Source organism: Umezawaea sp., assembly GCF_057122925.1.
The window spans coordinates 53,434-69,900 of record NZ_DBNGPQ010000158.1 but is presented as its reverse complement, the minus strand read 5'-3'; the positions used below and the strand labels follow the sequence as shown (position 1 = coordinate 69,900).

General features: G+C 73.1%; 15 protein-coding genes. 7 read left to right on the top strand and 8 right to left on the bottom strand.

Annotated features, from left to right (window positions below):
• The 3 genes from AC156L_RS36100 to AC156L_RS36090 form a co-directional block, all read right to left on the bottom strand.
• Positions 1 to 1,147, bottom strand: a 1,147-nt coding sequence (locus AC156L_RS36100; RefSeq protein WP_484407669.1) for an alpha-amylase family glycosyl hydrolase, incomplete at its 3' end; no start/stop codon positions are given.
• A complete protein-coding gene (locus tag AC156L_RS36095; protein WP_330877674.1) occupies positions 1,144 to 2,103 on the bottom strand; it encodes a TIGR03885 family FMN-dependent LLM class oxidoreductase in 960 nt (319 codons plus the stop codon). The genes AC156L_RS36100 and AC156L_RS36095, both read right to left, overlap by 4 nt.
• Before the next feature lie 75 nt (positions 2,104 to 2,178).
• Positions 2,179 to 3,117: an NADP-dependent oxidoreductase gene (locus AC156L_RS36090; protein WP_330877685.1), complete on the bottom strand. Its 939-nt coding sequence runs from the start codon at positions 3,115 to 3,117 to the stop codon at positions 2,179 to 2,181.
• A 118-nt stretch (positions 3,118 to 3,235) separates the two neighbouring features.
• On the opposite strand from AC156L_RS36090, the gene AC156L_RS36085 reads away from it, so the two are divergent.
• Positions 3,236 to 4,207 (top strand): GlxA family transcriptional regulator, encoded by a 972-nt coding sequence (locus tag AC156L_RS36085; RefSeq protein ID WP_330877673.1) that lies wholly within the window; start codon positions 3,236 to 3,238, stop codon positions 4,205 to 4,207.
• Positions 4,208 to 4,220: 13 nt separating this feature from the next.
• Here the strand turns inward: AC156L_RS36085 and AC156L_RS36080 are convergent, their stop codons facing one another.
• On the bottom strand, positions 4,221 to 4,712 hold the full coding sequence (locus AC156L_RS36080) for an FxsA family protein (protein WP_330877672.1): 492 nt from the start codon (positions 4,710 to 4,712) through the stop codon (positions 4,221 to 4,223).
• 139 nt (positions 4,713 to 4,851) lie between these two features.
• Between AC156L_RS36080 and AC156L_RS36075 the strand changes: the two genes are divergently transcribed.
• The gene (locus tag AC156L_RS36075; protein WP_330877671.1) at positions 4,852 to 6,234 is read left to right on the top strand and encodes a KamA family radical SAM protein; all 1,383 of its coding nucleotides are present in this window, start codon (positions 4,852 to 4,854) and stop codon (positions 6,232 to 6,234) included.
• Between the two features lie 43 nt (positions 6,235 to 6,277).
• Here the strand turns inward: AC156L_RS36075 and AC156L_RS36070 are convergent, their stop codons facing one another.
• Both AC156L_RS36070 and AC156L_RS36065 read right to left on the bottom strand, forming a co-directional pair.
• Entirely contained in the window at positions 6,278 to 8,503 is a 2,226-nt protein-coding gene (locus AC156L_RS36070; RefSeq protein ID WP_330877670.1) for a PQQ-dependent sugar dehydrogenase, read from the bottom strand.
• Positions 8,504 to 8,669: 166 nt separating this feature from the next.
• Positions 8,670 to 9,908, bottom strand: a complete 1,239-nt coding sequence (locus AC156L_RS36065) for an AMP-binding protein (protein WP_330877669.1) — start codon at positions 9,906 to 9,908, stop codon at positions 8,670 to 8,672.
• A 378-nt stretch (positions 9,909 to 10,286) separates the two neighbouring features.
• Between AC156L_RS36065 and AC156L_RS36060 the strand changes: the two genes are divergently transcribed.
• Genes AC156L_RS36060 through AC156L_RS36040 form a run of 5 tightly spaced genes read left to right on the top strand, consistent with a single transcriptional unit; the run spans position 10,287 to position 14,191 of the window.
• Positions 10,287 to 11,342 carry an aromatic ring-hydroxylating dioxygenase subunit alpha gene (locus AC156L_RS36060; RefSeq protein WP_330877668.1) on the top strand — a complete coding sequence of 352 codons (1,056 nt, stop codon included), beginning with the start codon at positions 10,287 to 10,289 and terminating at the stop codon, positions 11,340 to 11,342.
• Positions 11,339 to 11,554, top strand: coding sequence for a hypothetical protein (locus AC156L_RS36055; RefSeq protein ID WP_330877667.1), 216 nt, complete (start codon positions 11,339 to 11,341; stop codon positions 11,552 to 11,554). Before AC156L_RS36060 ends, AC156L_RS36055 begins: the two co-directional genes overlap by 4 nt.
• Positions 11,551 to 12,510, top strand: a complete 960-nt coding sequence (locus AC156L_RS36050; protein ID WP_330877666.1) for a PDR/VanB family oxidoreductase — start codon at positions 11,551 to 11,553, stop codon at positions 12,508 to 12,510. The genes AC156L_RS36055 and AC156L_RS36050 overlap by 4 nt, the downstream gene beginning before the upstream one ends.
• Positions 12,507 to 13,253 carry an IclR family transcriptional regulator gene (locus AC156L_RS36045; RefSeq protein ID WP_330877665.1) on the top strand — a complete coding sequence of 249 codons (747 nt, stop codon included), beginning with the start codon at positions 12,507 to 12,509 and terminating at the stop codon, positions 13,251 to 13,253. The genes AC156L_RS36050 and AC156L_RS36045 overlap by 4 nt, the downstream gene beginning before the upstream one ends.
• A 20-nt stretch (positions 13,254 to 13,273) precedes the next feature.
• Positions 13,274 to 14,191 carry an alpha/beta hydrolase fold domain-containing protein gene (locus AC156L_RS36040; protein WP_330877664.1) on the top strand — a complete coding sequence of 306 codons (918 nt, stop codon included), beginning with the start codon at positions 13,274 to 13,276 and terminating at the stop codon, positions 14,189 to 14,191.
• Between the two features lie 2 nt (positions 14,192 to 14,193).
• Here AC156L_RS36040 and AC156L_RS36035 read toward each other — a convergent pair whose 3' ends face one another.
• Together AC156L_RS36035 and AC156L_RS36030 are read right to left on the bottom strand one after the other, a co-directional pair.
• Complete coding sequence (locus tag AC156L_RS36035; protein ID WP_330877663.1) at positions 14,194 to 14,952, bottom strand: glucose 1-dehydrogenase; 759 nt, start codon at positions 14,950 to 14,952, stop codon at positions 14,194 to 14,196.
• A gap of 2 nt (positions 14,953 to 14,954) precedes the next feature.
• Positions 14,955 to 16,466 (bottom strand): aldehyde dehydrogenase family protein, encoded by a 1,512-nt coding sequence (locus tag AC156L_RS36030; protein WP_330877662.1) that lies wholly within the window; start codon positions 16,464 to 16,466, stop codon positions 14,955 to 14,957.
• Between the last annotated feature and the right edge of the window lies 1 nt (position 16,467).

The following is a 16,467-nucleotide window of genomic DNA, read 5'->3' as shown; positions in this document are numbered from 1 at the left end:
CGTCGCCCATGAACATCACCGGCGTCCCGGGCAGGGAGAGCATCAGGCTCCATGCCATCCGCAGGCGCGGGCCGTCGCCGCCGAGCATCGTGGCCAGCCGCCGGCGCAGGCCGTGGCCGTACATCTGCATGTGCTCGTCGGGCCCGAAGGCGGCGAACACCTCCTCGCGCTGCGGGCCGGTCAGCTTGTCGAGGCTCAGCTCGTCGTGGTTGCGCAGGAAGGTCGCCCACGCGTTGTCCTGCGGCACGCGGGGGAGGCTGCGGATCACCTGCTCGAGCGGCTCGGCCTCCTGGCGGGCGAGCGACAGCCAGAGGTGCTGGTTGAGCATGAAGCCGAACTGCATGTTCAGCGCGTCGCCGTCCTCGTCGCCGAAGTAGCGCGCCAGGTCCTGCAGCTCGGCGTTGACCTCGCCGAGCAGCACGGCGTCGCCGCGCCGCCGCCCCGCGAAGGCCCGCAGGTCGCGCAGCCAGCCCTGCGGGCTGCCGTCGGCCTCGTGCGTCAGGCCCTCCAGCTCGAGCAGGAAGGGAACGGCGTCCATCCGGAAGCCCGAGACCCCGAGCGCCAGCCAGAACCCCACGATCCGGGTGATCTCGTCGCGCACGTCGGCGTTGCCGACGTTGAGGTCCGGCTGGTGGCGGTAGAAGCGGTGCAGGTAGTACTGGCCCGTCGGTTCGTCGAACTCCCAGAGGCTGGTCTCCTGGTCCGGGAACACGACGCCCTGGGGGCCGTCGGCCGGGGGCTCGTCCGCCCAGACGTACCAGTCCCGCTTCCGGGAGTCCTTGCTGGAGCGGGCGTCCTGGAACCACGGGTGCTGGTCCGAGGTGTGGTTGACGACCAGGTCGGCGATCACGCGCATGCCGCGGTCGCGGGCGGTCCGGATGAACTCGACGAAGTCGCCCAGCGTGCCCAGACCGGGGTCGACGCCGTAGAAGTCGGTGATGTCGTAGCCGTCGTCGCGGTCGGGTGACGGGTAGAACGGCATGAGCCACAGGCAGGTGACGCCCAGCTTGTGGAGGTGGTCGATGCGCTGGGTCAGGCCGCGGAAGTCGCCGTGGCCGTCGCCGTCCGAGTCGGCGTAGGTCTCGACGTCGAGGCAGTAGACGACGGCGTTCTTCCACCAGACGTCGGAGGTGCGGGTGAGCTTCACGACCTCACCTCCGGCAGCACCTTGGCGCCGAAGGCGTCGATGAACGGGTCCAGCTCCTGGCCCACGTGGTGCAGGTACAGCTCGTCGAAGCCCAGGTCGGCGTACTCGCGCAGCCAGGCGGCGTGCCTGCCGAGGTCGGAGGAGATGTTGACGACCTCGGCGACCTTCTCCGGGGTGACGTCGGCGGAGGCGGTGTCGAAGGCCTCCGCGGTGTCGAGGTCCCAGCAGACGGGTGGGGGGAAGACGTTGCTGCGCCACTGCTCGTGGGCGATCCGCGTGGCCGTGGCCTCGTCAGGGTCCCAGCTGAGGTGGACCTGGAGGTGCAGCTTGCCCCTGCCGCCCGCGTCGCGGTAGGCGTCGGCCATGCGGCGCAGGTGTTCGGCCGGGGCGTTGACGGTGATGAGGCCGTCGGCCCACTCGGCGCACCAGCGCGCGGTCTCGACGCTGACGGCGGCGCCGATCAGCTGCGGCGGCTCCTCCGGGCGGGTCCACACGCGGGCGCGGTCGACCGTGACCAGACCGTCGTGGCTGACCTCCTCGCCGTCGAGGAGGGCGCGGATGATGTCGACGCACTCGCGCAGGCGGGCGGTCCGGAGGCCCTTGCGGGGCCAGAGTTCGCCGGTGATGTGCTCGTTGCTGGCCTCGCCGGTGCCGAGCGCGGCCCAGAAGCGGCCGGGGTACATGGCGCCGAGCGTGCCGATCGACTGGGCGATGATCGCCGGGTGGTAGCGCTGGCCGGGAGCGTTGACCACGCCGAAGGGCAGGCTGGTCGCCTCCAGCGCGGACCCGAGCCAGGACCAGGCGAACGTGGACTGGCCCTGGCGTTCGCTCCAGGGCGAGAAGTGGTCGGAGCACATGGCGGCGTCGAAGCCGGCCTGTTCGGCGTGCTTGACGGCGGACAGGGACTCGGTCGGGTGGACCTGTTCGTGGGAGGCGTGCACTCCGTACAACGTCATGCGCTGACGGGTACCCCGGTCGTGTCCGTTTTAGACCTGAACGCGCTGATGGCGCCGCCGCTCTCACGGCTTCGTTCATTCGCGCACGACCAGGACCAGCTTCCCCGCGGTGCGACCGGTCTCGCCGCGGACGTGCGCCTCGGCGGCCTCGGCGAGCGGGAAGGTCGCCTCGACGTGCGGTCGGAGTGCGCCCCGCTCGACGAGGTCGGCGATGGCGCGCATGCCCGCGTGGTCGGCTTCGACGACCAGCCCCTCCAGTCGAACGCCCAGGTCGGCGGCCCTCGTCGCGGCCGAGGCGAAGTCGTTGCCCGCCACGAGCGTGATCAGCACACCGCCCTCGCGCAGGACGCCGAGCGAACGGGTGCGCACGTCGTCGGCGAGGGGGTCCAGGACCACGTCGACGTCGTCGACCACGTCCGCGAAGTCCGTCGTCCGGTGGTCGACCAGCTCGTCGGCGCCGAGTTCGCGCAGCCACTCGTGCCTGCCCGCGCTCGCCGTGCCGATGACGTGCGCGCCGCGCGCCTTGGCGATCTGCACGGCCAGGTGGCCGACCCCGCCCGCGGCGGCGTGGACCAGCACCCGCTGTCCCGGCCGGACGTTCGCGGTGTCGACCAGCGCCTGGTGGGCGGTGAGCGCGGCGAGGGGCAGCGCGCCTGCCCGGACGTGGTCGATGGTCGCGGGTTTGCGGGTGAACGACCGGGCGGTGGCCTTGGAGTAGTCGGCGTAGGCGCCCGCGCCGTGCGAGTAGGGCAGCATGCCGAACACCTCGTCGCCCGGTTTGAACAGGGTGACCCCGTGGCCGACCTCGACGACGACGCCGGAGACGTCCCAGCCGAGGACCGGGACCGGCTCGGTCATCCACGGCAGGCCCGCGCGGTGCTTCCAGTCGGTCGGGTTCACCCCCGCGGCGTGGACGCGGACGACGATCTCGCTCGTGCCCGCCACCGGTCGCGGCCGTTCGACGAGCCGGAGGACGTCGGGGTCGCCGAGGACGTCCTGGCTGACGGCGTTCATGGTGGGGTTCCGGTCGGTCATGGTCCCAGCCTGTCGAGGGCTCCTGATCACGACAATGGCATGATGGTCACCTTGCGATGAGATCGTGCCACTGGCCGGCGATCCCCGGAGCCACCCCATGACCCGCGCGCACCGCGTCGCCGTCCTCGCCCTGGACGGGGTGTACCCGTTCGAGCTCGGCATACCGAGCCGCGTCCTCGGCGCGACCGACGGGCTGTACGAGGTGGTGACCTGCACCGTCGACGGTCTGCCGGTGACCACGGCCGCCGACTTCACCATCGCCGTCGAGCACGGCCCCGAGGTGCTGCGGACCGCGGACACCGTGGTGATCGCGCCCTTCAGCCCACCCCCCTGCGCGGCGGAGATCACCGCGCCCGCGCTGCCGGGACCGATCGCGGCGGCCCTCGGGCTGATCCGGCCCGGCACCCGGCTCGTGTCCATCTGCACCGGCGCCTTCGTGCTCGCCGCCACCGGTCGGCTGGACGGCCGATCCGCCACCACGCACTGGCAGGCGTCCGACCTCTTCCGGAGCCACTTCCCACGGGTCCACCTGGACCCGGACGTGCTGTTCGTCGACGACGGCGACATCCTCACCTCGGCGGGCGCCGCCTCCGGCATCGACGTGTTCCTGCACATCCTGCGCAAGGACCACGGCAGCGCGGTCGCCAACCGGGCGGCGCGCCGGTGCGTCGTGCCCCCGTCGAGGGAGGGTGGCCAGGCGCAGTACATCGAGGCGCCGGTCCCGCGGACACCGGACGACGGCACCTCGGCGACCCGGCAGTGGGCGCTCGCGCACCTGCACGAGCCGCTCGTCCTGGCCGACCTGGCGGAGCACGCGCGGATGAGCCCGCGCACCTTCGCCCGCCGCTTCTCCGACGAGGTCGGCCTGAGCCCCGGCCGGTGGGTCATCCAGCAGCGCCTCGCCCGCGCCCGCGAACTGCTGGAGTCGAGCGACCTCCCGGTCGACGAGATCGCGGGCCGGGTCGGCTTCGCCACCGGCACGTCCCTGCGGCAGCACCTCCACGCGGCGATCGGGGTGTCACCGCTGGCCTACCGGCGGACCTTCCGGACGACGGCGGCCTCCGACTAGCGCGGCCACCGCGCTAGGCCAGTTCGGGCCTGCCGGACGGGCGCGGCTCGGGGTCGACGTCGACCACGACACCCTCGACCACGGCCCCGTCCACGACGACGCCGCCCGCGGTCCGCGGACGGCCGTACTGGTGGTTGAGCACGGCCGTGGCGGCGCGCTCCTCGGAGCGGCGGGCGATGCGGCGGCTGACGAGGCGGCGGGTCGGCGGGAACAGCAGGAAGAGCGCGGCGACGTCGCTGACGAAGCCGGGCAGGATGACCAGCGCGCCCGCGGCGGCGATCAGCACGCCGTCGGCGACCTCCTGGTGCGGCGCGCGCCGGGTGCGCAGCGCCTCGGAGAACGACGCCATCGTCCGGGCGCCCTCGCGGCGCAGCAGCATCGAGCCGACGACACCGCCCAGGATCAGCAGCCCGACGGTGGCGAGCACCCCCACGGACTCGCCGACAGCGATGAGCGTGCCGATCTCGACGGCCATGCCGACCAACAGCAACAGGAAGACGCGCATGTCCCCTCAACGCACAAGTCGGTCAAATCGCTCCCTTGACACGTGTAACACGGTCAACACGCCCTCGTGCCGCAATATTTACGTCCAACTGGCGCTGTGTCAGGATATCTTTACGCGAACCAACCCGTAGGGGGTACGTATGACTGCGCTTCACGAGGTCGCGCCCGCGTCCGAGGGCATCGACCACCAGCCGTACACCTACGTGCGCAAGGAGCTGGTCGAGCCCGACTGGCGCCGCTTCCCCGGCTGGAGCCACGTCACCGACGCGCAGTGGCGCGACGCGCAGTGGCAGCGCGTGAACTGCGTGAAGAACGCGAAGCAGCTCCGCAAGGTCGCGGGCGACCTGCTCAGCGAGCGCTTCTACGAGGACCTGGCCGCCGACCAGGCCGAGCTGGCCACGATGTCGATGCTGCTGCCGCCCCAGATGCTGAACACCATGGCACCGGACGCGGCCCCGGAGGACTTCACGGACGCCTTCCTCGCGGACCCGGTGCGCCGCTACATGGTGCCGGTGCGCTCCGACCGCGACCCGGTGTGGCCGAGCCACCCGCACTCCGAGCGCGACTCGCTGCACGAGGCCGAGATGTGGGTGGTGGAGGGCCTGACCCACCGCTACCCCACCAAGGTGCTGGCCGAGCTGGTGTCGACGTGCCCCCAGTACTGCGGCCACTGCACCCGCATGGACCTCGTCGGCAACAGCACGCCCACGGTCCAGAAGCACAAGCTGCTGCTCAAGCCGGTCGACCGCCAGGACCAGATGGTCGACTACCTCAAGCGCACGCCCGGCGTCCGCGACGTGGTCGTGTCCGGCGGTGACGTCGCCAACGTCCCGTGGGCGCAGCTGGAGTCGTTCCTCATGCGGCTGCTCGACATCGACACGGTCCGCGACGTCCGCCTGGCCACCAAGGCGCTGGCGGGTCTCCCCCAGCACTGGTTGCAGCCCAGGGTCGTCGAGGGCCTGGAGCGCGTGGCCCGCACGGCGGCCCGCCGGGGCGTCAACCTGGCGATCCACACGCACGTGAACCACGCCCAGTCGGTGACCCCGCTGGTCGCCGAGGCCGCGCGCACGGCGCTGGAGGTCGGCGTCCGCGACGTCCGCAACCAGGGCGTGCTCATGAAGGGCGTCAACGCCACCCCGAACGACCTGCTGGACCTGTGCTTCGCGCTCCAGGGCGAGGCGAACATCCTGCCGTACTACTTCTACATGTGCGACATGATCCCGAACGCCGAGCACTGGCGGGTGGCGGTGTGGGAGGCGCAGGCCCTCCAGCACGCGATCATGGGGTACCTGCCCGGCTACGCGACGCCGCGCATCGTGTGCGACGTGCCGTACGTGGGCAAGAGGTGGGTGCACCAGCTCGCCGAGTACGACCGCGAGCTGGGGATCTCCTACTGGACGAAGAACTACCGGACGGGCATCGAGCTGGCCGACCCGGAGGCGCTGGACCGCCGCTACCCGTACTACGACCCGATCTCGACGCTGGGCGGGACCGGGCAGGAGTGGTGGTCGGACAACGCGTGACCCGGTGCGGGCGCGGATCGGGACCCGCGCCCGCACCGGGTGGTCAGCAGGCGCAGAGCGAGTAGGTCGCCCGGTACGTCGTGGCCGACGCCGGTGCGACGACGTTGTGCGTCTGGGCGCCTCCGTCGGACCACCGGTTGAAGCGGAAGCGCAACCCGAGCGGGCCGGACTGGGGGCTCGGCGCGCTGACCGAGTTGTTCGACCCGACGATCACGGTGCGGGTGAACGGTGTCGTGGACGCCGTGCCGCCGACGCTGAGCCGGAGTCCGCTCGGGGAGGACGTGAAGCTCAGGGCGACCGTGCGCGGGTCGAGCCTGACCTTGCTGGTGGCGGAGCGGCCGGAGGAGTCGGTGGCCGTCAGCGACAGCTCCAGGTAGGACGGGTACTCGTGGTCGGGCGCGGTGAACGAGCCCGACGCCACGCCCGCCCAGTCCTGCACGACGTGCTCGTGGCAGGAGCCGCTGCTCGCGCAGTGCTGGATGCTCAACCGCCAGCGCAGCGCGGACGCGGGCAGCGTGCCGTCCTGCGCGTCGGTCGCGTGGCCCGTGAACGGGACGTTCTGGCCCACGGCCCAGCGCAGCGCGGCGGTCGGATCGTCGATCACCGGCACCGGGTCCTGCGCGACCGGCGTGCCGACCGTGACGGTGACCGTCGTGGTGCCGGACGCGCCGTCCTGGTCGGTGACGCGCAGGCCCACCACGACCGTGCCCTGGGTGCTGTAGGTGCGGGTCGGGGTGGCGGACGTGGAGTCGTCGTACGCGCCGTCGCCGTCGAGGTCCCACGCGTAGGACAGGGTGTCGCCGACGTCGGGGTCGGTCGACCCGGTGCCGCTGAACTGCACGGCCAGCGGCGCGGGGCCGGAGGACGGGGTGGCCGTGGCGGCGGCGGTCGGCGCGCGGTTGCCCTCGGGGTAGCCGACCCGGCGCAGTTGGCCCGCGCCGAGGGCGAGGTAGAACAGGTCGCCACCGGGACCGGTGGTGATCTGCACGGGGACGTTCACGCCGGTCACGAACGGCACCAGCTTGGCGGGGTCGGGCTGGCCCGCGGTGGTCTGCATCGCCCAGATGCAGCCGCGCGAGCTGTCGGCGAAGAACAGCGCGCCGTCGTAGGCCGCCGGGTAGTTGCTGGTGGACTCGAACGCGATGCCGGAGACCGACGATCCGCCGGTGGGGCACGGGTCGGTCGACACGACCTTCGCCGAGTGGTTGTAGGTGTAGTACGGCGCGGTCTGGCCCGCTCCGGTGTAGAGCGACTCGCACAGGGAGAGGTTCGCGCCGTCGTAGCCGCCCTGGCGCGCGGCGCCCTCGTAGCAGGGCCAGCCGAAGTTCTCCGCCGTGCCGTCGTTCACGTCGGTGATCCGGTTGATCTCCTCCCAGGTGTTCCAGCCGACGTCACCGGCCCACAGCTCCTCGGTGCCGGGCCGGAACGCGAACCGGAACTGGTTGCGCAGGCCGGAGGCGATCACGCGGCGGGCGTTGGCGTCGGCGCTGCCCGCGAACGGGTTGCCGGGCAGGCCCGCGCCGGTGTCCGGGTCGATGCGCGTGATCGTGCCGTCGAGGGTGACCGGCTCGCCCGCCGGGCGGCGGATCGACTGCGACCGCAGCGCGCCGCCGCGGGCCGTGGGCGAGGTGAGGTTCGTGCCCGCGGGCGACGGTGGGTCGGCGCAGGGGTTGCCGACCTGGCCGTAGTCGGTGAAGTTGAAGCTCGCCCCGTCACCGCCGCCGACGTACAGCCCGCCGTCGGGTCCGAAGGCGACCGTGCCGATGGAGTGGCTGGGGTACTGCTGGCACCAGTCGGTGACCAGCGGCTGCTCGGCGGTGGCCACACCGCCCGCGCCCATCGTCAGCTTGGAGACCCGGCTGGTGACGACACAGCCCTGGTCGGTGGCGCCGGGAGGGGTCGGGCAGGCGTCCCCCCAGCGCGGCGCGGTGCCGCCGGGCACGGCGTCGTAGGTGTAGGCGACGTAGACGAACGGGCGGGCGGGGAACTGCGGGTCGACCGCGAGGCCGAGCAGACCGCGGTCCCAGAAGTCCTGGGTCTGCGTGCGGAGGTCGGCGAAGACGGTGGCCGTGGTGTCCGAGAGGGAGTCGAAGACCTTGACCAGGCCGCTCTTCTCGGCGATGAAGACCTTGCCGTCCGGGGCGAAGGACACGGCGGTGGGGCTGCTGAGGCCGCCGATGGCGAGGGTGTCGGTGAAGCCGGTCGGCACGGCGGCGGAGGCGGTGGGCGGGAGTGCCGTCACGGTGGCGGCGACCACGAGGGTCGCCACGGCCGCGGCGGTCGTGCGTCTGGAACGGACGGGTCTGCGGCGGAATGGACGCATGATCGGTGCGGTCCTCTCGTGCGCTGCTCTACAGGGACACGAAGAGGTTCACCCGTGAGACCTGCGTCACGTGCCGAGCTGCGCCCACACGACTTCGGGGTACCGCCGAAAGTCACCCGAGCGGCCGAGCGATCACGGCCTCCTCCGCAGGTGGAGCCGCCTTTATAGGGGTGGTCGCCCGGCCGTGGAACACCACGGTCCCGGTCGGGTCGACGGAGACCAGGTCGCCGGTGCGGTAGACGGTCGTGCCGTCGCCCGCGGGGTTCGCGACGAAGCGCTCCGCGGTGCGGCCGGGGTCGCAGGCGTAGCCGGGGCCGACCGCGGCGCCGCCCACGTACAGCTCGCCGACCTCTCCCGGCGGTACGGGGCGGAGGTGGGGGTCGAGCACCAGGATCGTCGTGCCCGCCAAGGGCCTGCCCAGCGGGATCGTCCACTTCGGACTGCCGGTGACCGCGTGGGCGAGGCAGGCGATCGTGGCCTCGGCGGGGCCGTGGACGGTCGTCACGCGGGTGCGGGGCAGGGAGGCGCGGTGTCGTGCCACCAGGTCCGGGGTGACCGGTTCGCCGTGCAGCAGGCACAGGTCGAGGGTGGCCGGGAGGAGGTCGGCCCGGTCGAGCAGTCGGTGGTGCGACGACGGGGTGGTGAGCAGGTGCGTGGTCCGGTGGCGGGTGGCCAGGGCTGCCACGGCTCGCGGGTCGGCCAGTTCGCGCGCGTCGGGCAGCACGAGGGTGCCGCCGGACGCCAGGGTGGCGAAGAGGGCGCCCAGCACGCCGTCGTCGGACACGGGCAGTGCGGGCAGGACGACCGGGGCCGGTCCGTACAGGGTGGTGTGGCCGGTGATGGCGGCGTCCAGGTTCGACCTGGTGATCACGATCGTCTTCGGTCGTCCGGCGGGCACCGGGGTGTGCAGGAGGTACGCCGGGTGGCGGCCGTCCGCGGCGACCGGACGGTCCGGTCGCGACCGCCCCCGCGCGGTGAACTCGACCAGCGGCGGTGGGCGCTCCACGTCGCGCAGCGGCCCCCTGACGGCACCGAGGTGGACGATCGCGGCGCAGTCGGCGACCTCCAGGACGGAGTCGAGCCGCTCGGCGGGGTGGTCGGGGTCGACCACCGCGAAGGACGCGCCCGCCCGGAGCGTGGCGAGCACGCCGACCAGCGCGGCGGCGCCCTGCGGCAGGAACAGGACGACCGCGGTGCCGGGCTCCACCCCCGCGGCGACCAGCCTGCCCGCGAGTTCCGCGGCGGTGTCGACCAGGCTCCGGTAGGTGAGCACCTGCTCGCCGACGACGAGTGCCGGGCTGTCGGGGCCGCGGCGGGCCTGCCGCTCGATCGCCTCCAGAGCTTCGGACATGGCCGTCCCCGTCCTCGTCCCGGTCGCGGCAGGTCGCGCGACTGCGCCCGCGGGCCCGTGCGACGCTAGGGAAGCGCGCGCGGAAGATCCAGGTCTTTAACCCAGGGGGAAAGTCGGTCGCGGGCCCGCTCCCCCTCCGTCGGCAACCGGTGGGCGGCGACCACGGCGGAACTCGCGGACGTCCCGCGCGCGACGGTGGCCGCCCCGTCCCGGCACCGCGACGAGGATTCCCTTTCACCCACTGAAAACCGGGCTTCCCGCGACGGGCGCGCTGCTCCACTGTCCTGGACACCCGCCATCCCGGCGGGCGCCGCCCCGGACGTCACCACCACGGCCTCCGGGCGGTCCACTCGTGGCAGGACGGGAGACCGCGCTGTGATGACCGCCTTCGTGCGCGACCAGTGGTACGTGGCCGCCTACGGACACGAGATCGGCCGTGAGCTCTTCGCCAGGACCGTCCTCGGTGAGCCGCTGGTGCTCTACCGGGCCGAGACCGGGGAGGTGGTCGCGCTCGCCGACCGGTGCGTGCACCGGCGCTACCCGCTCTCGGAGAGCAGGCTCGACGGCGACACGATCATCTGCGGCTACCACGGTTTCACCTACGACAAGGCGGGCACGTGCGTGGCCGTCCCCGGCCAGGCCCGGATCCCCCGCACCGCACGGGTGCCCGCCTACCCCGTGGTGGAGCGGGACTCGTTCGTCTGGGTGTGGATCGGCGCCCCCGACCTGGCCGACGAGGCGCTGATCCCCAGGGCGCCCTGGCTCGTCGACCCCGGGTACACGACGGTGTGCGGGATGGAGCCGCTGGCGGCCCGGTACCTGCTGCTGGTGGACAACCTGCTCGACCTGTCGCACGAGACCTACCTGCACGGCGGGTACATCGGCACGCCCGAGGTGGCGGAGACGCCGATCACGACCGAGGTGGACGAGGACAACCGGACCATCTACGTCAGCAGGCACATGGACGACGCCGCGTGCCCGCCGTTCTACGCGAAGTCCACCGGCATCGAGGGCCGCATCACCCGCTGGCAGGACATCGAGTACCGGCCGCCGTGCCTGTACCTGCTGCACAGCCGGGTGGCCCCGGTGGGCGTGCTGCCCGAGGAGGACGGGTCCGACCCGAACGGCTTCCACGTCGAGGTCGTCTACGCCATCACCCCGGAGACCGAGCACAGCACGCACGACTTCTGGGCCGTGGCGCGGGACTTCGCCCTCGACGACCAGGGCGTGTCGGACTTCCTGGCGGAGAGCAACCGCACGGTGGTGCTCCAGGACGTGACCGCGCTCGACATCCTGGAGAAGGTGATCCAGGCGGAACCCGACGGCTACCAGGAACTGTCGGTCAACATCGACACCGGCGGCCTGGCGGCCCGGCGCTTCCTCGAGCGGATGGCCGCCGACGCGGCCGAGGGCGCGCGGGCGGCGCGGGTATGACCGGCCGGGTCGCGGTGCTGCGCGGTGACGCCGTGCACCGGGTCCACTGGCGGCTGGGCACCGATCTGCTGGTGGCCGTGTGCCACTGCGGCGCCGAACGCGACTTCGAGGACCCGGTCGTGCTCTGGGACTGGCTGCTCGCCCACCCGGTGGGCCACGAGTCCGGGTCCGCGCCCGCGCGGCGGCAACCGCTGGCCGTGAGCGCGCGATGACGGCTCGGGCCGCCGCCGAGCAGGAGTTCGACCTCCTGCTGGCGCACCGGGAGGAGGTCGCGGCCGGGGTGGTCGTGATGAGCCTGCGCCACCGCGACGGGGACGACGTGCCCGCCTGGGAGCCGGGCGCGCACGTCGACCTCGTGCTGCGCCCGGACCTGGTGCGGCAGTACTCGCTGTGCGGCGACCCGGCCGACCGGTCGGAACTGCGGGTGGCGGTGCTGCGCGAGCCGAACGGCCGAGGCGGGTCGGACCACGTGCACGACCGGCTCCGGCCGGGCGACGCGGTGCGCGTCCGGGGTCCGCGCAACCACTTCGCGCTGGTGGAGGCGAAGCGCTACCTGTTCGTCGCGGGCGGCATCGGCATCACGCCGTTCCTGCCGATGGTGGCGGCGGCCGACGCGCTCGGGGCGGACTGGCGGCTGGTGTACGGCGGGCGGACGCGGGCGTCGATGGCGTTCCGGGAGCACCTGTCCCGCGCGTACGGCGACCGGGTGGACGTCCGGCCGCAGGACGAGACGGGGCTGCTCGACCTGGACGCCCTGCTGCGCGACCCCGACCCGGACACCGCCGTCTACTGCTGCGGTCCCGAACCGCTGCTGGCCGAGGTCGAGCGGCGCTGCGCGGGCAGGCCGCCGGGGGCGCTGCACGTCGAGCGGTTCACCCCCGCGCCGACCTCGTCCCGGCGGGCGGGCTTCGAGGTCGAGCTGGCGCGGTCGGGGACGGTCCTCGCCGTGCCACCGGACAGGTCGGTGCTCGACGTGGTCGAGGAGGCCGGGGTGCCGGTGCTGTGGTCGTGCCGCGAGGGGACGTGCGGCACCTGCGAGACGCCCGTCCTGGACGGGGTTCCCGACCACCGCGACTCGCTGCTCACCGAGGCGGAGAAGGAGGCCTGCGACACGATGATGATCTGCGTCTCCCGCGCGCGCGGCTCCCGACTGGTCCTCGACCTGTGACGGGTCGGTCGGTCACGTCGAAGGTGCTCGCCCTGCTGGAGGCGTTCACGCCCGAGGCGCACGCCCTGACCCTCACGGAGCTGGCGCGGCGGGCGGACGTGTCCCTGCCGACGGCGCACCGCCGCGCCATGGAGCTGGTGGCGTGGGGCGCGCTGGAACGCGGTCCGGACAGCAGGTTCCGCATCGGCCTGCGGCTGTGGGAGGTCGCGTCCCTCGCCCCGCGCGGGCTCGGTCTGCGCGAGGCGGCCATGCCGTTCATGGAGGACCTGTACGAGGTCACCCACGAGAACGTCCAGCTCGCCGTGCGGGCCGGGCTGGAGCTGGTGTTCGTCGAGAGGATCGCGGGCCGCGACGCCGTGCCGGTCAAGACCCGCGTCGGGGGCCGGTTCGCGCTGCACGCCACCGGGGTCGGTCTGGTGCTGCTCGCCCACGCGCCCGCCGAGGTGCAGGAGGAGATGCTGTCGGCGCCGCTGCGCGGGTACAGCGCGAAGACCACGACCGACCCGGTGCGGCTGCGGGAGGTGCTGGCGGACGTGCGGCGCAACGGCTACGCCGTCAGCGACGGCCAGGTCACCACGGACGCGCTGTCCGTGGCGGCACCGATCCGCGACGCCGACGACGAGGTCGTGGCCGCGGTGTCGCTGGTGGTGCGGGCGGACGGCGCGGACCCGGCGGCGCTGGCACCCCTGGTCCAGACCGCCGCGCGCGGGATCACCCGTACATTGGCGTCGTCCGTCGGATGAGACCGCACGATGGAGGAACCATGTCGATCCTCGGCACGCCCCTGGTGGCCGACGTCGTGGCCAGGCTCATGCAGGGCGCGAACCGGCTCGCCGCGGGCACGATCGCCCGGCGCGCCGCGAGCCTGCTGCCCGAGTACCGGGTGCGGACGCGGGAGATCGCGGTCCCGACGGCCGTCGGACCGGCGCGCGCCGTCGTCTACCTGCCCTCGGGCCGGGACCCGGCCCCGGCGGTGCACGTCAACTTCCACGGCGGCGGGTACGTCATGCGCGGGATCACGCTCGACGACCCGCTGTGCCGGTACCTGGCCTCCGAGGCCGGGGTGGTCGTCGTCAACGTCGACTACGCCGTGGCGCCGCGGCACCGGTTCCCGGTGCCCGCGCGGCAGGCGTTCGACGTCGTCCGGTGGGTCGCGGACCACGGCGGCGAGCACGGGTGGGACGGCGCGAGGCTGACGGTGGGCGGGCAGAGCGCGGGCGGCGGGCTCGCGGCGGCCGTGGCGCGCCAGGCGCTGGAGCTGGGCGGGCCGCCGATCGCGCTCCAGGTCCTGCACTACCCGCCGCTCGACCTCGCCGTCAGCCCCGCGGACAAGCCGTCGCCGCTCGCGAAGCCGCTGCTGCGCCCGTGGATGGGCGAGGTCTTCGACACCGCGTACGTGCCGGACCGGTCCGCGCGCACCGACCCGCTGGTGTCGCCCGCCAACCCGGCGGACACCGCCGACCTGACCGGGATCGCTCCCGCGCTCGTCGTCACGGCCGAACTCGACCGGCTCCGGGAGGAGGGCGCGCGGTACGCGCGGCGGCTGCGGGCCGTCGGCGCGCTGGTCGAGCACCACGACGTCGCGGGGGCCGACCACGGGTACGACATCGACGACACCGAGGAGACCCGCACGACCTACGCCCTGATGGCCAGGCACGTCGCCGAGGCGGTGCGGGTCTGACGTCAGCCCAGCCCGTGCGTCGCGGTGGCACCGCCGTCCACGGCGAACTCCGACCCGGTGCAGTAGGAGCTCTCGTCGGAGGCGAGGAACAGCACGACGTTCGCGACGTCCTCCGGCTGCCCGACGCGGCGCAGCGCGACCTTGCGGCCGATCCGCCCCACGTCGACCACCAGTCCGCCGAGCGCGTCGCTCACCATGAGGGTGTCGACCGCGCCGGGGTGCACGGAGTTGACCCGGATGCCGCGCTCCCCCAGTTCCACGGCGGCCACCTTGGTCATGCCGCGGATGGCGAACTTGGTGGCGGTGTAGGCGACCAGGTAGGGCATCCCGGCCAGTCCCTCCACGGAGGACACGTTGACGATCGACCCGCCGCCCGCCCGCGTCATCGACGGGACCACCGCGCGCATCCCGAGGAACGTGCCGGTCTGGTTGATCGCGACCACCCGCTGGTAGTCGGCGAGCGAGGTCTCGTCGACGGCGGAGAAGTGCAGGACGCCCGCGTTGTTCACCAGCACGGTGATCTCGCCGCAGGCGTCCGTCGTCTCCGCCACGACCCGCGACCAGTCGTCCTCGGAGGACACGTCCAGGTGGCGGTAGAGGGCGGACCCGCCGAGTTCTTCGGCGAGCCGCTCGCCCTCCTCGTCGCGGACGTCGGTGATCGCCACCCGCGCGCCCTCGGCGGTGAACCGCCGGGCCGCGGCGGCGCCCTGGCCGCGCGCGGCGCCGGTGATGATCGCGACCTTGCCGTCCAACCTGCCCACGGTCACATCAGCTCGTCGGTCAACGGCATCATCACGGTCTTCAGCTCGGTGTAGGCCTCGTAGGCGCTCCGGCCGCCCTCCCGCCCGAGCCCGGACTGCTTGTAGCCGCCGAAGGGCACGTGCGGTTCGAGCTGGAAGCCGTTGACGCCGATCATCCCGGCGCGCAGCCGCCTGGCGACGCGGAACGCGCGGCGGACGTCGTTGGTGTAGATGCCCGCGCCCAGGCCGTACTCGGTGTCGTTGGCGATCCGGACCGCCTCGTCCTCGTCGTCGAACGGCACGACCGCGAGCACCGGGCCGAAGATCTCCTCGCGGGCCACGGTCATGTCGTTGCGCACGTCGGCGAAGATCGTCGGGGCGACGAAGTTGCCGTCCGCGTAGTCGCCGTCCAGGCGCTTGCCGCCGGTGACCAGGCGAGCGCCCTCCTCCTGGCCCTTCTCGATGTAGCCGAGCACGCGGTCGAGCTGCCGCCGGTTGATCAGCGGGCTGGCCATCACGGCGGGGTCGAACGGGTCGCCGAAGGTGACCACGCCCGCGAGCACCTCGGCGGAGGCCAGGAACTCGTCGAGCACGCTCCGGTGCACCAGCGCCCTGGTGTGCGCCACGCACGCCTGACCGGACAGGCCCATCGTCACCATGCCCATGCACGTCATCGCGGCCAGGCCGACGTTCTGGGCGTCGGGGAACACCAGCGCCGGGCTCTTGCCGCCCAGTTCGAGCGACACGCGCTTGGTCGTCCCGGCGGACGCCTCGACGACGAGCCCGCCGACCGACCGGCTGCCGGTGAAGCTGATCTTGTCGACGAGCGGGTGGCCGACCAGCGCCGCCCCGGTCGGCTCCCCCGGCCCGGTGACGAGGTTGACGACGCCGTCCGGCAGGCCCGCCTCGATCAGCAGCTCGACCATGCGGATCACGCAGAACGACGCGTACTCCGAGGGTTTGACGACGACCGTGCAGCCCGCGGCGAGCGCGGGCGCGAGCTTCTGCGCGAAGAGCACGAACGGCGCGTTCCACGGCAGCACGGCCGCGACGACGCCGACCGGCTCCCGGAACGTCATCGCCAGGTGGTCGCCGCCCTGGTACGGCGGCAGGGTCTCGCCGCCGACCTTGTCGATCCAGCCCGCGTGGTGGTCGAAGATGTCCGCGGCGATGGCCACCGACGTGCCGTAGACCTGCCCGAACGACAGCGGCACGCCGTTGTCGAGCGCCTGGAGGCCGCGCAGCTCGTCGGCGTGCTCCCGCAGCAGCTCGCCGTACCGGTGCAGCACCTTGACCCGCTGCCCCGCGCCGCACCTCGGCCACGGGCCGTCGTCGAACGCGCGGCGGGCGGCGCGCACGGCGTCGTCCACGTCCTGCTCGGAGGCGACGGCGAACCGCCCGACCACCTCGGCGGTGGCGGGGTGGTGGTGCGTCCACGTCCGGCCGTCGGCCGCCGAGCGGAACTCGCCGCCGACCAGGAGCTGACCGTCCTTCAACCCGAGCGTCTCCCGGTGCGGTCCTACGGTGAACACCACT